This is a genomic window from Streptomyces sp. 840.1 (assembly GCF_003751445.1).
Classification (GTDB): Bacteria; Actinomycetota; Actinomycetes; order Streptomycetales; family Streptomycetaceae; genus Streptomyces.
In genome coordinates this window covers 408,016-425,635 of record NZ_RJUU01000001.1, presented here as the reverse complement: position 1 = coordinate 425,635, position 17,620 = coordinate 408,016, and the positions used below count along the sequence as shown (strand labels likewise).

The 17,620-nt window shown below is 72.9% G+C and carries 12 protein-coding genes; 5 read left to right on the top strand and 7 right to left on the bottom strand.

Translation table 11 applies throughout. The features are described from left to right. Nucleotides 1-25 precede the first annotated feature (25 nt). Nucleotides 26-355 carry an ATP/GTP-binding protein gene (locus EDD93_RS01840; RefSeq protein WP_123523495.1) on the top strand — a complete coding sequence of 110 codons (330 nt, stop codon included), beginning with the start codon at nucleotides 26-28 and terminating at the stop codon, nucleotides 353-355. 43 nt (nucleotides 356-398) lie between these two features. Here the strand turns inward: EDD93_RS01840 and EDD93_RS01835 are convergent, their stop codons facing one another. From EDD93_RS01835 to mce, 7 genes are all read right to left on the bottom strand, one after another. After that, nucleotides 399-1,280 (bottom strand): ABC transporter permease, encoded by an 882-nt coding sequence (locus EDD93_RS01835; protein ID WP_123523494.1) that lies wholly within the window; start codon nucleotides 1,278-1,280, stop codon nucleotides 399-401. Continuing rightward, nucleotides 1,277-2,521 (bottom strand): ATP-binding cassette domain-containing protein, encoded by a 1,245-nt coding sequence (locus tag EDD93_RS01830; protein ID WP_123523493.1) that lies wholly within the window; start codon nucleotides 2,519-2,521, stop codon nucleotides 1,277-1,279. The genes EDD93_RS01835 and EDD93_RS01830 overlap by 4 nt, the downstream gene beginning before the upstream one ends. Before the next feature lie 171 nt (nucleotides 2,522-2,692). Beyond that, nucleotides 2,693-3,472 (bottom strand): ABC transporter permease subunit, encoded by a 780-nt coding sequence (locus tag EDD93_RS01825; RefSeq protein WP_123527536.1) that lies wholly within the window; start codon nucleotides 3,470-3,472, stop codon nucleotides 2,693-2,695. 5 nt (nucleotides 3,473-3,477) lie between these two features. After that, nucleotides 3,478-4,515, bottom strand: coding sequence for an ATP-binding cassette domain-containing protein (locus tag EDD93_RS01820; RefSeq protein WP_123523492.1), 1,038 nt, complete (start codon nucleotides 4,513-4,515; stop codon nucleotides 3,478-3,480). A gap of 119 nt (nucleotides 4,516-4,634) precedes the next feature. Beyond that, nucleotides 4,635-5,573 carry a cellulose-binding protein gene (locus tag EDD93_RS01815; protein WP_123523491.1) on the bottom strand — a complete coding sequence of 313 codons (939 nt, stop codon included), beginning with the start codon at nucleotides 5,571-5,573 and terminating at the stop codon, nucleotides 4,635-4,637. Nucleotides 5,574-5,761: 188 nt separating this feature from the next. Continuing rightward, nucleotides 5,762-9,544, bottom strand: a complete 3,783-nt coding sequence (gene scy, locus EDD93_RS01810) for a polarized growth protein Scy (RefSeq protein WP_123523490.1) — start codon at nucleotides 9,542-9,544, stop codon at nucleotides 5,762-5,764. A 256-nt stretch (nucleotides 9,545-9,800) separates the two neighbouring features. Then, entirely contained in the window at nucleotides 9,801-10,229 is a 429-nt protein-coding gene (gene mce, locus EDD93_RS01805) for a methylmalonyl-CoA epimerase (RefSeq protein WP_123523489.1), read from the bottom strand. A 293-nt stretch (nucleotides 10,230-10,522) separates the two neighbouring features. Between mce and EDD93_RS01795 the strand changes: the two genes are divergently transcribed. The 4 genes from EDD93_RS01795 (at nucleotide 10,523) to EDD93_RS01780 (ending at nucleotide 17,618) form a co-directional block, all read left to right on the top strand. Beyond that, the gene (locus tag EDD93_RS01795) at nucleotides 10,523-11,725 is read left to right on the top strand and encodes an acetyl-CoA C-acetyltransferase (protein WP_123523487.1); all 1,203 of its coding nucleotides are present in this window, start codon (nucleotides 10,523-10,525) and stop codon (nucleotides 11,723-11,725) included. Between the two features lie 49 nt (nucleotides 11,726-11,774). Further along, on the top strand, nucleotides 11,775-12,734 hold the full coding sequence (gene meaB, locus EDD93_RS01790) for a methylmalonyl Co-A mutase-associated GTPase MeaB (protein ID WP_185092189.1): 960 nt from the start codon (nucleotides 11,775-11,777) through the stop codon (nucleotides 12,732-12,734). Between the two features lie 217 nt (nucleotides 12,735-12,951). After that, nucleotides 12,952-15,399, top strand: a complete 2,448-nt coding sequence (locus tag EDD93_RS01785; RefSeq protein ID WP_123523486.1) for a protein kinase domain-containing protein — start codon at nucleotides 12,952-12,954, stop codon at nucleotides 15,397-15,399. Next, nucleotides 15,396-17,618: a protein kinase domain-containing protein gene (locus tag EDD93_RS01780; RefSeq protein WP_123523485.1), complete on the top strand. Its 2,223-nt coding sequence runs from the start codon at nucleotides 15,396-15,398 to the stop codon at nucleotides 17,616-17,618. Before EDD93_RS01785 ends, EDD93_RS01780 begins: the two co-directional genes overlap by 4 nt. Nucleotides 17,619-17,620 lie beyond the last annotated feature (2 nt).

Below are 17,620 nucleotides of genomic sequence, written 5' to 3'. Positions count from 1 at the left end.
CCCAGCCTGCCCCGTGAGGTGTCACGTGTCCCCGCGCCGCAACCGCCCCCGAGGCGGCGAGAGCCCCACCGACAGCGCCGGAGCGGTGGGGGACCGGTACGGGGGTGGCGGGCGCGCGGAGGAGTGGCAGGGCGAGGACTGGTCCGTCCGTCCGGTGAGCGGCGCGAGCGCGGCGGGCAAGCGCTACCGGTGCCCCGGCTGCGACCAGGAGATCCCCTCCGGCGTCCCGCACCTGGTGGCCTGGCCCGAGTACGGCGGCATCGAGGACCGCAGGCACTGGCACAAGGCGTGCTGGAACGCGAGGGACCGCCGCACCACCCGGGTGCAGCGGTCCAGGAACGCGCCTCGCTACTGAACAGGCGTTCCGCCTCCGGTGTACGTCACCGGGCGGTGGCCGGTCAGACGTCGCGGCGGCTCATCGCGAGATAGGCGCCGCCCATGGCCAGGGCGGTCACCACGAGAATGATCCACAGCGGCTCCCAGCCGGACGGCCCCGACCCGGTGACCGAGGTGTCGTAGAAGTTGCTGAGCTGGTTGGGGATCGAGTACTCCAGGAGCCACTTCTGGACCTTCGCGAGCGACTCGGCGAACATGAAGATCGCCAGGACGAGCGGCAGCAGCACCACGCCGATCATGAGCGTGATCGCACCCGCCGAGTGCCGGATCAGCGCGCCGGCCGCCAGCGAGAGCAGCCCCAGCGTCGCGGTGTAGAGGCCGACTCCGACCGTGCTGCGCAGCCAGTCCGCACCGCTGGGCGTATCGGCGTCCAGGATGGCCGTCTGGAGCACCGCGACCACCGAGGTCATCACGGTGGTCAGGACGAAGGTGAGCAGGAAGAAGACGATGGCCTTCGCGGCGAGCACCCGGCCGGGGCTGGGGCAGGCCGTCATCGTCGTGCGGATCATCCCGGTGCCGTACTCCGAGGCGATCGTCATCACTCCCAGCGTGATCACGCAGATCGAGCCGAGCAGCACGCCGAAGAAGCCGAGGCTGAGCACAGGGGTGGAGCCCAGGTCGGTGTCCGAGGCGTCGACGGCGATGGCCGAGAGCAGGCCGATGGCGAGCAGCAGCACGATCTGGACGCCGAGCGTCCACATCGTCGAGCGCACCGAACGGATCTTGGTCCACTCGGAGGCGAGCGCATCGGCGAGGGTGGCCCGGCGCACCGGGATCGGCGAGGTGTAGAAGCCGGCCCCCGCGTACTGCTGCGGTGCGGGCGGCTGCTGGTACTGGTACGCCTGCTGCTGGAACGGCGTCTGCGGCGTGGACGGCGTTGTCATCGGGGGTCCTCGCTGGTGTCGCGCGCGGTCAGGTCTGCCGGAGCCGCGGCGGGCGCTGCCGGGGCGGGAGCAGGAGCGGTGGGGGCAGGGGCAGGGGCAGGGGCAGGAGCGGCGGCGGGCGCCACCGGCGGCTGGGCCGGGGCTGCGGCCGCCGGGCCGCCGGGGCCGGACGGGGCCGCGTACGGGTTGTCCCCGGGCGGCGGCGGGGCGTACCAGCCCTGCTGCGGCACGTCGGGGGCGGCGGCCTGCGGCGGGGCGTACCCGGGGTGCGGCTGCCCGTATCCCGCCGTCGGCTGCGGCGCTTGCAGCCCCGCCCGCTGGTCCACCGTCGAGCGGTAGTCCACGGCGCCCTGCGTCAGCCGCATGTACGCCTCCTCCAGCGAGGCCTGGTGGGGCGACAGCTCCCACAGCCGTACGTCGGAGTCATGGGCGAGATCGCTGATCCGGGGCAGCTTCAGCCCGGTGATCCGCAGTGCGCCGTCCGGCTCGTGCATGACCTGGCCGCCGGCCTCGGTGAGGGTGGCGGTGAGCTTCTCCCGCTGCTCGGAGCCGTTGTCCTGGACCCTGACCCGGGCGAAGTCGGCCGAGTTGGCCGAGATGAAGTCCGTGATGCTCATATCGGCCATCAGCTGGCCCCGGCCGATCACGATCAGATGGTCGGCGGTGAGCGCCATCTCGCTCATGAGGTGGCTGGAGACGAAGACCGTACGGCCCTCGGAGGCCAGCATCTTCATCAGGTTGCGGACCCAGAGGATGCCTTCCGGGTCGAGGCCGTTGACCGGTTCGTCGAAGAGCAGCACCTGAGGGTCACCCAGCAGCGCGGCCGCGATGCCCAGTCGCTGCCCCATGCCGAGAGAGAAGCCCTTGGAGCGCTTGCGGGCGACGTCCTGGAGGCCGACGACACCGAGCACCTCGTCGACCCGTGTGGGGGGAATCCCGGCGAGCTGGGCAAGCGAGAGCAGGTGGTTGCGGGCGCTGCGGCCGCCGTGCACCGCCTTGGCGTCCAGCAGGGCGCCCACCTGGCGCGGCGCGTTCGGCAGGCTGCGGTAGGCGTGGCCACCGATCGTCACATGACCGGCGGTCGGCCGGTCCAGGCCGAGCATCATGCGCATGGTCGTTGATTTGCCCGACCCGTTGGGACCGAGGAATCCGGTGACGGTGCCTGGCCGCACCTGGAAGGAAAGGTTGTACACGGCCGTCTTCGCGCCATAGCGCTTGGTCAGGCCGACTGCCTCGATCATGCTCCAGCCCCATCGACTTATCTGTCGTCGGGGCCCAGGCCGTCCGGCCGCACGGCCCCCGTAAGAGTTAGGAGGATAACCAGGCCTTTACGGTTCCGGCCAAGCCGTTGCGGCGGCGCGCCCCGCCGGAGCCCACGGACCGGGGTCCACGGCCTCCGGCGGGACCGGCCGTCAGGCGTCCCGCTTCTTCAGTACGAGGAAGCCGCCGATCACCGCGGCCGCCACCCACGCCACCATGATCAGCAGCCCGGCCCACGGCCCGTAGGGCGCCGGATCGCTGTTCATCGCGTCGGGCACCACCTGCATGATCTTGGAACCGGCCTGGTCGGGGAAGTACTGGGCCACCTTCTTGGCACCGGGCACCGCCGACAGGATCTGCGAGACCAGGAAGAAGAACGGCATCAGGATGCCGAGCGACAGCATCGAGCTGCGCAGCATCGTCGCCACCGCCATGGAGAAGACCGCGATCAGCCCCATGTAGATGCCGCCGCCGAAGACCGCCCGCAGCACGTTGTCCGCGCCGAGGTCCGTGCCGTGGTCGCCCAGCAGGGCCTGGCCGAGGAAGAACGTGACGAAGCTGGTGGCCAGACCGACCACCAGGGCCAGCACCCCGGCCACCAGCATCTTGCTGAAGAGGAACGTGGTGCGCTGCGGCACGGCCGCCAGCGAGACGCGGATCATGCCCGAGCTGTACTCCGTGCCGACCACCAGGACACCGAAGACCACCATCGCCAGCTGACCGAGGATCATCCCGGAGAAGCTGATGAAGGTGGGGTCGAAGGTGGCCCGCTCCGCGTCGGAGAGGTCGTTGAACTGGGAGTTCATCACCGCGCAGAGGGCGGCGCCCATCGCCACGGTGACGACGAACGCGGAGATCAGCGTCCAGGTGGTCGAGGAGACCGTACGGATCTTGGTCCATTCGGAGGTCAGGACCGCGGGTACCGATGCCATCGTCGTCACGCCCCCTTTCCGGTGCCGGACCCGCCGGGGGCCCCGGGAGTGCCGTCGGGCGGACCGGGGGCGGCGCCGGGCGGCTGATCCCACTGGTCGCCCCAGTGCGGTCCCACCGGCGGCGGCGCGGCTCCTCGTTCCGAGTGCGCGTGGTACTCCACCGAGTCCGCCGTCATCTGCATGAACGCCTCCTCCAGCGAGGCCCGCTGGGAACTGAGCTCATGCAGCACGATGGAGTGCCGGGCGGCCAGCTCGCCCAGGTCCTCGGTGGTGGCGCCGTCGATCTCCAGCGTGCCGTTGCCCGACTCGACCGCGACGAGGCCCTCCGCGTGCAGCACGTCGCGCAGCCGCTCCTGCTGCGGCGAGCGCAGTCGCACGTAGCTGCGGGAGTTCTGGTGGATGAAGTCGGCCATCGAGGTGTCGGCCAGCAGCTTGCCCTGGCCGATCACGATCAGATGATCCGCCGTCAGTGCCATCTCGCTCATCAGGTGCGAGGAGACGAAGATCGTCCGGCCTTCGGCGGCGAGCGCCTTCATCAGGTTCCGGATCCAGTGGATGCCCTCCGGGTCCAGACCGTTGACGGGTTCGTCGAACATCAGGATCTCGGGATCACCGAGCAGCGCCGAGGCGATCCCCAGCCGCTGCCCCATTCCGAGCGAGAAGCCCTTGGACTTCTTCTTCGCCACCGCGCTCAGGCCGACGGTGTCGAGCACCTCCGCCACCCGGCTCTGCGGAATGCGGTTGCTCTGTGCGAGACAGAGCAGGTTGTTGTACGCGCTGCGACCGCCGTGCATCGACTTGGCGTCGAGCAGCGCACCGATGTACTTCAAGGGTTCTTCCAGCTCGCGGTAGTGCTTGCCGTCGATCCGCACCGATCCGCTGGTGGGGTTGTCGAGATCGAGCATCATCCGCATGGTGGTGGACTTGCCCGCCCCGTTGGGACCCAGAAAACCCGTCACCATTCCCGGCTTGATCCGGCACGACAACTGGTCGACGGCAACCTTGCTGCCGAAACGCTTGGTGAGGCCATCGAGCTCGATCATGCGCTCACGCTAGAACGGCCGCGCGCCCGGCGCCACCAGAAAGGTGGAACCGGGCGCGTCGGAATCGGACCGGCCGGTGTGTCGGGGGACCACCGGTCGTTGCCGCGTCGCTCCTGACGTCAGCGGGTCTGCTGGGCCGGAACGCCGCGCGAGGCGGGCTCCTCGTCGGCGGGGGTGCCGGCGGCGGCCACGGCGGCGCCGGTCAGCGTCGCCAGCATCTCGCGGACGTTGGTCAGCTGAGCGTTGATCGAGTCGCGGCGGTTGGTGAGCGCCGCCAGCTCGCGCTCGGACTCGCTGCGGATCCGGTCGGCCTTCGCGTTGGCGTCGGCCACGATGTCCTCGGACTGGCGCTGCGCGGTCTCCACCGTCTGACGGGCCCGGCGCTCGGCGTCCGTACGGAGCTTCTCGGCCTCCAGGCGGAGCTGCTCGGCGCGGTGCTCGATCTCGGCCAGACGCTTCTCGGCCTTGGCCTGACGGGACGCGAGGTCGCGCTCCGACTGGTCGCGGCGCTTGGCCAGGTTGGTCTCGAAGTCCGCGGCGGCCTGGGCGGCCTTGGCGCGGGTCTCCTCGAAGAGCGCGTCGGCCTCCTCGCGCTTCTGCGCGGCGTCCTTCTGCGCGTCCGAGCGGAGCGTGGTGGCCTCGCCCTTGGCCTTCTCGACGATGCGGACGCCGTCGTCCTCGGCCTTGGTCTTGCGCTCCGCGGCGAACGTCTCGGCGTCGTTGCGGACCTGCTGGGCCGCGGACTCGGCGAGTTCGCGGTGCTGCTCGGCGGCGCGACGGGCCTCTTCTCGCAGGTCCTTCGCCTCCTCCTCGGCAAGGCGGAGAATCTTCTCCACGCGCGCGCCGAGACCGGCGTACGACGGCTCCGCGTCGTTCACCTGGGCCTGTGCGTTCTGCGTTTCGAGGTGCAGCTCCTCGATGCGCTTTTCCAGCGAGGTGATGCGGGTGAGAGCACTATCACGGTCGGCGACGATCTTGGTAATGCGGTCATCCACCTGACCGCGGTCGTAACCACGCCGCACGAGCTCGAAGCCGAAGGGGGAGGAAGGGTCACTCATGGGGTTCCTGTCGAAGTAAGACCGGTGAGGTGATAGAGGGAATCCTAGGGGCCCGGACGGCGTGTCATCGAGCAGATGCGTGTTTGATCTGGAGAATGACACCCCTTTTGAGTGGCTAACCCGCGCAAGCCTTGCCACCCGGGGGGCTGAACGTCCGTGCCGGACCGCGGAAGCCCGCCGGACAGGTCCTACCCATCGGACGGCTTGCCACTCGAACGAGTGCCCGCTGCCGCGCCGGCCTTGGCGCTGTCGGCGCCCTTACCGCCCGCCGCGGGGGTCTCGAAAGACTCCAACGCCTCCAGCACGTCCTGGACACGGGAGATCTCCGTGTTGATGTCCGCGCGCCGGCGTACCAGGACGTCGAGTTCGCGCCGGCCCTCGTCCACCGTCCGCTTGGCCTCGGCCTCGGCGTCGGAGCGCAGCTTCTCGGCCTCGCGCACCAGGCTGGCCTTCTTCTGCTCGGCCTCCTTGAGCAGCGACTCGGCCCGCTTCACGGCGGCGATCCGGACCTTGCTCGCCTCCGAATTCGCGTCGGACAGCAGTTCCTTGGCCTTCGCCGCAGCTTCCTCGCGCTGCTCGGTCGCCGCCCTCATCAGGTTGTCGACGCGCTCGCCTGCCGTCTTCATCTGCTCGGAGGTCTCCCGCCGGGCCCGGTCGTGCAGCTCCTCGATCTCGCTCTCCAGGCGGGTCCTGAGCTCCTCGGCCCGCTCCCGGATGGCGGTGGCGTCCCGGCGCGCGCCGACCAGCAGCTCGTCCGCGTCCGTCCGGGCCCGCTCGACCAGGGAGTTGCCCTCGACCGTGGCGTCGGAGGTGATCCGGACCGCCTCGTTCCGGGCAGCCCCGACCATCGTGTCGGCCTGCTCCTCGGCCTCGGTGGCGGCGCGCAGCGCCTCCTCCTGGGCCTTGTTGATCAGCTGGTCCGCCTGTTCGGCGGCGTCGGCCCGGCGCTTGGAGGCCGATTCGCGGGCCTCGTCGAGCAGTCGGTCCGCCTCCTGGCGGGCCTCGGCACGCATCTGTTCGGCCGCCGCCTCGGCATCGCTGCGCAGCCGCTCCGACTCCTCGCGGGTGCGGACCGCGTGCTCCTGCGCGGAACCGACGGTGGCCGCCGCCTCCGCCCGCAGCCGCTCCGACTCGCTCGCCGCCTCGTCGCCGATGCGGGCCGCCTGCTGCGCCGCCTCCGCCACGGCGCGCTCGCTCTCCGCCGTCGCCTCGGCCAGCAGCCGGTCGGCCTGGACCGCCGCGTCCGACCGCATCCGGTTGGCGTCCTCGCGGGCCTCGGCACGGCTGCGCGCCGCGTCCTGCTCCGCGGACGCCAGGGCGTCGGACGCCTCGGTACGCATCCGCTGGCTGTACTCCGCGGTGTCGGACCGCAGCTTCTCGGACTCCGCGATCGCGTCGGAGACCGTCCGCTCGGCCATCGCCTTGGCGGCCTCGGTCTCCTCCTTCGCGACCGAACGGATCCTGGCCGCGTCCTCGCCGGCCCGCTCCCGCTCGGCGTGCGCGTCGGCGCGGACCCGGTCCGCCTCCTCCTGCGCCTCGGACTTCGTCCGCTCCGCGACGTGCTCGGCGGTGGAGCGCAGCCCGGCGATCTCCGCCTCGGCCTGCTCCTGGAGACCGCTGACCGCGTCCCGTACCTGCTGGGCGGTCTGCTCGGCGGCGGAGACCATCTCGGTCGCCCGGCTGTCCGCCTCCTCGACCAGCCGCTGCGCCTCGGCCTGCGCCTGCTCGACCCGCTTGCGGGCGGAGGCGAGGAGCTCCTCGCTCTGCTCGCGGGCCCGCTCGCGCTCCTGGTTCGCCTCGCCGCGCGCGGCGTCGAGCGTCTCCTGGGCCTCGCGGCGGCGCCGGTTCGCCTCCTCCTGGGCGGCGGCCAGCGCCTCGGCGGCCTCGGTGCCCACCCGCTCGGCGGCGGCCGCGGCCTCCGACCGCACCCGGTCGGCACTCTCCTGCGCCTCGGTCTTCAGCCGCTCCGCCTCGGCGGCCGCCTCGCTCCGCAGCCGCACGGCGACGGACTCGCCCTCCGCACGGGAGCGCGAGGCGTCGGACGCGGCCTCGTCGCGCAGCCGCTGGGCCTCGGTCTCGGCCTGCTCCTGGAGGGTGCGCAGCCGCTCGGCGGCCTCGGTGCGCAGCCGCTCGGACTCCTCGTTCGTCTCGCGCCGGATCCGCTCCGCGTCGGTGCGGGCCTCGCCCAGCGTCTGCTCGGCCGTGGCGAGCCTGGTCTCGGCCTCGGTGTGCAGCCGGGTCAGCTCGTCGGCCGCCTCGGCCTGCCTCGCCGCGACCGCGCGCTCGGTCTCCTCGCGCAGCTCCGCCGCGGCCTGCTCGGCGGCGGACGTCGTCGCCTCCACCAGCTCCTCGGCCTCGGTGCGCAGCTGCTCGGCCTCGGCGTGGGCCCGCTGAAGGGCCTCGTCCGCCTGCTTCTTCAGCGTGGCCGCCCGCTCGGTGGCCTCGGTGCGGACCCGCTCGCTCTCGGTGCCGGCGGCGCCGCGCAGCTCCTCCGCGTCGGCCTTCGCCTTGGCGAGGAGCTCCTCGGCGGTCTTCGCGCCCTCCTCGATCTGCTGGAGGGCCTCCCGGCGGGCCTCGCCGCGGATCCGCTCACCCTCGGCGACCGCTTCGGAGCGCAGCTGCTCGGCCTCGCCGCGCAGCCGGCGTGCCTCCTCCTGGAGCTCGACCGTCTTGGCCCGGTACTCCTTGGTGTCGTCCTTGGCCGCGCCCTTGAGCTGGTCGGCCTGCTCGGTGGCCTCGCCGCGCAGCCGGTCCGCCTCGGACTCGGCCTCGCGGCGGATCCGCTCGGCCTCCTCGCCCGCGGCGCGGGTGGTCGACTTCGCGTCGTCGGACGCCTTGGTCAGCACCTCCTCGGCGGCGCGGGCCGCCTTGGCGAGCTGGGCCGCGGCGTCCTCGGCGGCGGCGGTGCGGGCGCTGTCGGCGGCCTCGGAACGGAGCCGGTCCGCCTCGGCACGGGCGTCGGCGAGCGCCTGCTCGGCCTCCGCCTTCAGCGACTCGGCGTCCTTGGTGGCCTCGCCGACCAGCCGGGCGATCTCCGACTTGGCGGTACGGGTGCGCTGCTCGTTCTGCGACTCGGCGCCGGCCAGCCGCTTGACCGCGGCCTCCTTCGCCTCGGACAGGACCTTCTCGGCCTCCACCCGGGCCTCGCGCAGCTGCGTCTCGGCCTCCTGCACGCGCTGCTCGGCGGTCCGGTTCAGCTCGGCGGTCTGCTGCCGGGTCTGCTCGGTCTCGGCCGTCGTCGACGAACGCAGCTGCTCGGCGTGACTGGTCGCCTCCTGCGCCTGGCTGGAGGCGGCGTTCAGCATCCGCTCGGCGTCCTTGCGGGCCCGCAGCAGGATCGACTCGGCCTCGGACCTGGCGGACTCCGCCTCGGAGCCCAGCCGCTGCCGCGTCTCGTCCGCCAGCCGGGCGGCCTCGGCACGGGCGGCGGTCAGCGCCTGCTCGGCCTCGGCCCGTGACTCATCGAGGAGCCGGCGGGCCTGGGACTCGGTCCTGGCCCGCAGCTGCTCGGCCCACGCGACGTTCTCGTTGACGTGGGACTCGACGGTCTGGCGGCGCTCCGCCAGCTCCTGGTCGAGCCGCTGGCGCCGCTGCACGGCCTCGTTGTGCAGCTCGGCCTGGAGCCGCGCCTGGTGCTCGGCGTGCTCCTGGAGGATCCGCTGCGTCTGCGCGCGGGCGTCGCGCAGCTCGCGCTCGGCGTCGCTGCGCAGCTGCTCGGCCTGGACCTGGGCGTTACGGAGCAGCTGCTCCGCCTGGTAGCCGATGTCCGCGCTGTCGTACGCGGGACGGGTCGCCAGACTGCGGCGGGCCTCGTGCAGCTTGGCGCGCAAGACCTCGACCTGGTAACCGAGGTCCTCGGCGTGCTGGACGGCCTTCTCCCGGTCGGTCTTCAGCCGGTCCATCTCGGCCTCGAACCGCGAGAGATGGTCGTCTTCAGCCCGGTGGCTCTCCTGGCGTTCGTAGCCCCGCACTGCGCGGTCCCATCCTTCCCCGAGCTCTGAACTCTTTCCCCAAGCTCTCAACTTCGTTGGAGCAGGGGATGCCCCACTGAGCAGGGGGAGGCCCCAACCCTGGTCGCAAACTCCACATGAGTACCGTTCGCCGGCGAACGGTCCCCCCGGGGAATGGTGACAGATCAACGGCTGAGGACGCGGCGCGGCCCCGACCCGGCCCCGGCCCGGAACAGCCCACTCTACCGGGCCGGGTATCCCTGAGAAGCTGTTGTCCTCAGTGCTCTGTCCTGGACGTGACCAGTTCGGTCAGGACGCCGTGGCAGTCCTTGGGGTGCAGGAAGGTGATCCGGGACCCCATGGAACCCGTCCTGGGCTCCTCGTACAGCACCCTGACGCCCTTCTCGCGGATGTCCGCGGCGTCCGCGTCCACGTCCGCCGTACCGAACGCGATGTGGTGCACGCCCTCACCGTTCTTGGCCAGCCATTTGCCGACCGCGGAGTCCTCCCGGGTCGGTTCCAGCAGCTGGAGGTAGGAGGCGCCGCCGTCCGACGTCTCGTTGATCTTGAGCATGGCCTCGCGTACGCCCTGCTCCTCGTTGACCTCGGAGTGGAACACCTCGAACCCGTAGGTCGAGCGGTAGAACTCGACGGTGGCGTCGAGGTCGAAACAGGCGATCCCGATGTGGTCGATTCGCGTCAGCATGGGAACAGTGCAGCGCTCCGGGGGCGGTTACGCAACGTGCGCGCGATCACACCCGCCGCCGGATGACGGGCCGGGTACCGCTCAGTACATTCAAGCGGAGGGGCCCGTACATGAGGGGTGGAGGAAGGAGCAGGGCCCGGTGCGTGCAGCTGCAAGGCGGAGGAGGGAGGCATGGCGGAGCCATGCCGACCGACGACAACGCCGCAGACGGGCGTGCCCGGCCCTGTGACGCCGCCCCTCATGTACGGGCCCCTCCCACCCTCGTTCACAACCAATCCAAGGGGCTGTGCCTCATGTCAGGAACGACCGGTACGACTTCCGTGATCGTCGCGGGCGCCCGTACGCCCATGGGCCGTCTCCTCGGCTCACTGAAGAGCTTCTCCGGGGCCGACCTCGGAGGCTTCGCCATCAAGGCGGCGCTGGAGCGGGCCGGCATCGGCGGCGAGCAGGTCGAGTACGTGATCATGGGCCAGGTGCTGCAGGCCGGGGCGGGGCAGATCCCGGCACGGCAGGCCGCGGTCAAGGCGGGCATCCCGCTGAGCGTCCCGGCGCTCACCGTCAACAAGGTGTGCCTCTCCGGGCTCGACGCCATCGCGCTGGCCGACCAGCTGATCCGGGCGGGTGAGTTCGACATCGTCGTGGCCGGCGGCCAGGAGTCCATGACGAACGCCCCCCACCTGCTTCCGAAGTCCCGCGAGGGCCACAAGTACGGCGCGATCGAGATGCTCGACTCGATGGCGTACGACGGCCTGACCGACGCCTACGAGAACATCCCGATGGGTGAGTCCACCGAGAAGCACAACACCCGCCTCGGCCTGGACCGTGCGGCCCAGGACGAGATCGGCGCCCAGTCCCACCAGCGGGCCGCCGCCGCCCAGAAGAACGGCATCTTCGAGGCCGAGATCACCCCGGTCGAGATCCCGCAGCGCAAGGGCGACCCGGTCCTCTTCTCCAAGGACGAGGGCATCCGCGCCGACACGACCGCGGAGTCGCTCGGCAAGCTGCGCCCGGCCTTCGCCAAGGACGGCACGATCACCGCGGGCACCTCCTCGCAGATCTCCGACGGCGCCGCCGCGGTCGTCGTCATGAGCAAGGCCAAGGCCGAGTCGCTGGGCCTGGACTGGATCGCCGAGATCGGCGCCCACGGCAATGTGGCGGGCCCGGACAACTCGCTCCAGTCGCAGCCGTCCAACGCGATCCGGCACGCCCTCAAGAAGGAGGGCATCGGCGTCGGGGACCTCGACCTCATCGAGATCAACGAGGCGTTCGCGGCCGTCGCCGTCCAGTCCATGAAGGACCTCGGCGTGACCTCCGAGAAGGTCAACGTCAACGGCGGTGCCATCGCGCTCGGCCACCCGATCGGGATGTCCGGCGCCCGGGTGGTGCTGCACCTTGCGCTGGAGCTGAAGCGGCGCGGCGGCGGTACCGGAGCGGCGGCGCTGTGCGGCGGCGGCGGTCAGGGCGATGCGCTGATCCTCCGCGTACCGGGCAAGTAGTACGCAGTACGCACAACACGCAGCGAGCGAGTGAGTGAACGGAGCGGTGATGGTGGACGTCCCCACCCTGGTGGAGCAGGCCCGCGAGGGCAGGCCGCGGGCGGTGGCCCGGCTCATCTCCCTGGTGGAGGGGGCGTCGCCGCAGCTGCGTGAGGTGATGGCGGCCCTGGCGCCGCTGGCGGGCAACGCCTACGTCGTCGGCCTGACCGGCTCGCCCGGTGTCGGCAAGTCGACATCCACCTCGGCGCTCGTCTCCGCGTACCGGCGGCAGGGCAAGCGGGTCGCCGTGCTCGCCGTCGACCCGTCGTCACCGTTCTCCGGCGGCGCGCTGCTCGGCGACCGGGTCCGGATGTCGGACCACGCCTCCGACCCGGGCGTCTACATCCGCTCCATGGCCACCCGGGGCCACCTGGGCGGCCTCGCCTGGTCGGCCCCGCAGGCCATCCGGGTGCTGGACGCGGCGGGCTGCGACGTGATCCTGGTGGAGACCGTGGGCGTCGGCCAGTCGGAGGTGGAGATCGCCTCCCAGGCCGACACCTCGGTCGTCCTCCTCGCCCCCGGTATGGGCGACGGAATCCAGGCGGCCAAGGCCGGGATCCTGGAGATCGGCGACGTGTACGTGGTCAACAAGGCGGACCGGGACGGCGCCGACGCCACCGCCCGCGAGCTCAACCACATGCTGGGCCTCGGGGAGTCCCGGGGCCCCGGCGACTGGCGGCCGCCGATCGTGAAGACGGTCGCCGCCCGGGGCGAGGGCATCGACGAGGTCGTCGAGGCGCTGGAGAAGCACCGGGCGTGGATGGAGGAGCACGGGGTGCTCGCCGGGCGCCGTGCCTCCCGCGCCGCCCGCGAGGTCGAGACGATCGCGGTCACCCGGCTCCGCGAACGCATCGGGGACCTGCACGGCGACCGGCGCCTGGGCGCTCTGGCCGAGCGCATCGTGGCGGGCCGGCTCGACCCGTACACGGCGGCGGACGAGCTGGTGGCGGGACTGACCGGGGAGGCCTGAGCGGGGCGGCCGAGCGGCCCGTCAGGCCGTCGGGACCCGTCAGGCCGCCGGGCCGGGCGGGACGCGGACGCGGCGTATCCCGCCGCGCAGGGCTGATAACGCGTCAGTCATACGGCGGGAGTGCGCCGTTCACGTCTTTCCGCCCTGCCGCACCCGCCCCGTCCGTGACACGATTGCCGCCGGTCACGTGTCATGCGCGCCAGGGGGGGAGCGGCACATGCTGGGTCCGCTGCGGGAGGACTCGCCCAGACGGATCGGCCCGTACGCGATACGGGCCCGGCTCGGCGCGGGCGGGATGGGGGAGGTCTTCCTGGGGGACCGGGGCGACGGGTCCGGCCCGGCCGCCGTCAAGACCGTCCGCCGCGACGTCGCCCAGGACCCCGGCTTCCGCAGCCGCTTCCGCCGCGAGATCACCGTCGCCCGCTCCGTCACCGGCCCCCGCCTCGCGCCGCTGCTCGACGGGGACGCCGACGCCGAGGTCCCCTGGCTCGCCACCGAGTACGTCGCCGGGCCCACCCTGTCCGCCGCCGTCCGGGGCGCGGGCGCGCTGGGCGAGGCCGAGGTCCGGATGCTGGGCGCCGGACTGGCCCGCGCCCTGGCGGCCGTCCATGCGGCGGGCATCGTCCACCGCGATGTGAAGCCCGGCAACGTGATGCTCGCCGCCGACGGGCCGCGCCTCATCGACTTCGGGATCGCCCGGGACGCCGGAGGCACCCCGCTCACCACCACCAGCCGGATGGTCGGCAGCCCCGCCTTCATGTCGCCGGAGCACGTGGCGGGCAGCGGACGCGTCGTACCGGCCTCCGACGTGTTCTGCCTCGCCTCCGTGCTCTGCTTCGCCGCCACCGGCCGCGACCCGTTCGGGGACGGCCCCGTCGCCGCGGTCCTGTACCGGGTCAAGTACGTCGAGGCCGACCTGGCGGAGGTGCCCCAGGGGCTGCGCGCGGTCCTGGACGACTGCCTGAGCGCCGACCCCGCCGCCCGCCCCACCGCCGACGCCCTGGCCGCCCGGCTCACCCCGGGCGCCGCCGACGGGTGGCCCGCACCGGTGGGCGCACAGATCGCGGAGTACCAACGGGAACTGGCCCGGGTCGGCGCGCTGGACGGGCCGCTGCTGCCCGGATACACGCCCACCGAGGCGGCCACCGGCAGCCGGGAGGCCGCGCCCCGCCACCACACGGTGGCGACAGACTTCGTGCTGCGTCCGCCCCAGGTGCCCGCGCCGGAGCCGGCCGCGCCGCCGCGCTCCCGGCGGCGGCGCGGTCTCCTGGCGGCCCTCGCCGCGCTCGTCCTCATAGGGGCAGCGACCGGCGCACTGCTGGCGCTGCGCGACGGCGACAAGGGCAGCGGGGACCGGAAGCAGCCCGCCGAGGTGCTCGCCGGCATCGACGCCCAGGGCGGCCCGGAGGGCGCCGGCACCGTCCCGTACGGCCGTGACGTCCGGCCTGCCGGGTGGCACTCCTGGCAGGGCGAGCTGACCGGGCGCCCGTTCGGCTGCGCGGCGGGCCGGGACGTGTTGGTCTGCCGCACCACGGGCGGCGCGTACGAGGCGCTCTCCCCGTCCGACGGGAAGAAACTGTGGGACTACTCGGCCCGGCTGGACGCGGACGAGGTGGGCGCCCGGATCAGCCCCACCGGGCAGGTCTTCATGCCGTCCGGGTCGACCCGGCCCGCCGTCTACGGCGATTCCGTGCTGCTCGCCACCGGCGACCGGATCGTCTCGCTGGACTCCCGTACCGGCAAGCCCCGCTGGGAGACCCGCGCCGGATCGTCGCACGGCTTCGAGAGCGCGCCGCTGGTCGCCGACGGGCTGGTCTTCGCGGACATCGGCCCCGTCCCGGAAGGGGCCCAGGTCGCCGCGTTCGACCTCGCCACCGGCAAGGAACAGTGGCGCAAACCGCTGGTGGGCGACAACCTCGCGAAGGTCGACGAGTACGACTTCTGGCCGCTCACCACCAGCGACGGGGTGCTCTACCTGCGCGGCCAGGACGGACTGCGCGCCCTGCGCACCGGGGACGGCGCCGAACTCGGCCGCAGGAAGGAGGGGCAGGACTCCCGGTGCTACGACGCACTGATCCGCGCCCCGCACGTCTACTGCACCGCGTACACGTACTCCGCCGAGGGCGAGGCCGTAGCCGTCCAGCGGCTCCGCATCCCCACGCTTCAGTCCGACGGTGAGATCCCGCTGCCGGACGGACTCACCGGCGGGGCCGCCCTCGGCGCTGTCGACGACCACGTGGTCGTCCTGGTCCGCAGCGGTGCTCCCTGGGAGGAGGACGACATCGACCCGGAGATCGTCGTGGCCCGGCGGGAGGACGGCAAGACCCTCGCCCGCTACCCGCTCGACCGGCGCTCCTTCGACAGCCCCGTCAATGCCGCCTCGTCCCCGGTGATCGTCGCGGACACCCTGGTGTGGGCGGACAGCACCAGCCTGTACAGCGTCGCCCTGAACGGCGCGGCGAAGCCGGGACCGCTGCGCACAACCGCGATCGAGGGCGCCCCGGGGCCCGAGACCCGCAAGGACTACGACATGCTCCAGTGGGGGGTCGTGCTGTCCGACGAGGTGCTGCCGCCGGAGGTCCTGCCGGTCGGCGGAGCCGTCTACGTCATCCAGCACGGCGGCAAGGTGTTCTCCGTCCCGCTGCCCGGCGCGTCCGCCTCATGATCGAACGGCCGGCCCCCGGCACCCGGACCCGGATCGGGCCCTACCGGATCCTCGGTCTGCTCGGCACCGGCGGCATGGGAGAGGTGTACCTGGCGCGGCCCGCCGGGATGCCCGCCGCGGCGCTCGTCGCGCTGAAGACCGTACGGCTCGAACTCGACCTGGACGACGGGTTCCGGGTCCGGTTCCGGCGGGAGATCGAGGCGGCCGCCGCCGTGCGCAGTCCCCGCACCGCCGCGTTCCTCGGGGGCGACGCGAGCGGCCGCACGCCCTGGCTCGCCACCGAGTACGTCGCCGGTCCCTCGCTGGCCGAGGCGGTGATCCGGGGCGGGCCGCTGCCCGAGCCGGTGGTCCGGGCCATGGGCGCGGACCTGGCCCTGGCCCTCGCGGACATGCACGCCGTACGGGTGCTGCACCGCGACCTCAAGCCGGGCAACGTGCTGCTGGGCCCCGAGGGCCCCAAGGTGATCGACTTCGGCATAGCCCAGGCCTTCGACGCCACACAGCTGACCCGTACCGGTGTCGTGGTCGGCAGCCCCGGCTACATCTCGCCCGAACACGTCAACGGCTCCACCGCGCTGGTGCCGGCGTCCGACGTGTTCTGCCTGGGCGCGGTGCTGGCGTTCGCGGCTGCCGGACGCGGCCCGTTCGACGACTCCGACATGGCGGCGGTGATCTTCCGGATCTCCCGGGGCGACGCCGAACTCTCCGGGGTGCCCCCGCTGCTGCGCGAGGTGATCGCCCGGTGCCTGGACCCGAGGCCCGAACTGCGCCCGGGTTCCGGGGAACTGGCCGCTCTGCTGCTCCCCGGGGGCCCCTCGCTCCCGTTCCCCTGGACGCAGGGCGTTCGGGACCAGCAGGCCGACTACGGGCGCGCGGCCAGGGAGTGCGCCGACTCGGCTCCGGCCGATCCGGAGTCCGTCCCCTTCGTGCCGCCGCTGCCGCCCGGCCCGCCTCCCGTCGCCGTCATCACGCCGGCGGACGCCCCGCGCCGGGCGCCCCAGGTGGTCCTGGCGGCCGTGGCGGTCACGGTCTGCCTGCTGCTGGGCTACGTGCTCTGGCCCGACCCGCCTGCCGGGGGCGGTGGTCCGGGGAGCGGCGCCCGGTCCTCGGGTCCCGGCGCCGGTCCGTCCCACGCGGCCGACACCGCCGGCGTCCGCCTGGTTCCCCGGGCCGACAGCGGCCGCTCGGGCGACTTCGGCAATGCCGCGACCGACCGGTCCGTCCGGCCCGCCGGCTGGAAGGCGTGGAAGTCCACCGTCCAGGGCGGCACGGGCGACTGCGGCTTCGCGGAGTCGGCCCTGCTGTGCGGCGGGAAGAAGGGGCTCACCGCGCTCGACGCGGCCGACGGCAAGCAGCGCTGGCGTATCCCGAAGGCGGCACAGGGCGCCGCGGCTGTCGTCGCCGGCTTCACCAAGGGGACCGTGTACGCGTTCGTCGGCCGGGCCCTGGTCGGTTACCGGCTCACGGACGGCGAGGAGCGGTGGCGCGCGAAGCTGCCGGCCGGGCACACCGGTTCGGCCGCCGTCCAGGACGGCGACACCCTCTACTACGCCATCGGCGGCGGCGCCCCCGGCACCGGCAGGCTGGCCGCCCGCCGGCTCACCGGCGACCGGCGCGAGCTGTGGAACAAGCCCTACGACGGGACCCGGCCCGCCCTGGTCGCCGACGAGGGGCGGCTGGTCGTGGTGGCGGGGGACACCCGGATCGTCGACGGGGCGACGGGCACCGTGAAGGAGCGGCTGTCCGAGAACGACTTCCCGTGCCGGGACCCGGTGCTCAGGGGCCGCGTGCTGGTCTGCCGGGCCACGCCGGGGCCCGGCCTCGCCGCCATGAACGACGTGACCCGGCCCCGGGAGCACCGGATCATCGCCGCGGGCATCGCGGTCCACGGCCCGGTGGCGCTGACCGACGACGGAACCGTGGTGGTCAACGACGACGAGAGCCTCCACGCCTTCTCGGTGGCCGGCGACGTGTCGAAGTGGGCCACCGACCGGTACGCGGACGGGGGTGGTCGGCCCTCGGTCGCCGGGGACCTGGTCCTCGCGGCCACGGGCGCGGGGGTGGGCACGTACCGGCGGACGGACGGGGAACCGGAGAACAGCACCGGATACACCGGCGTCCCCTTCCCGCCCGACGACCCGCCGCAGCTGCTGGCCGTCGGCGACGTCGTGTTCCTCGGCTTTCCCGACGGCACGGTCGTCTCCGGCTACATCCCCTGAGG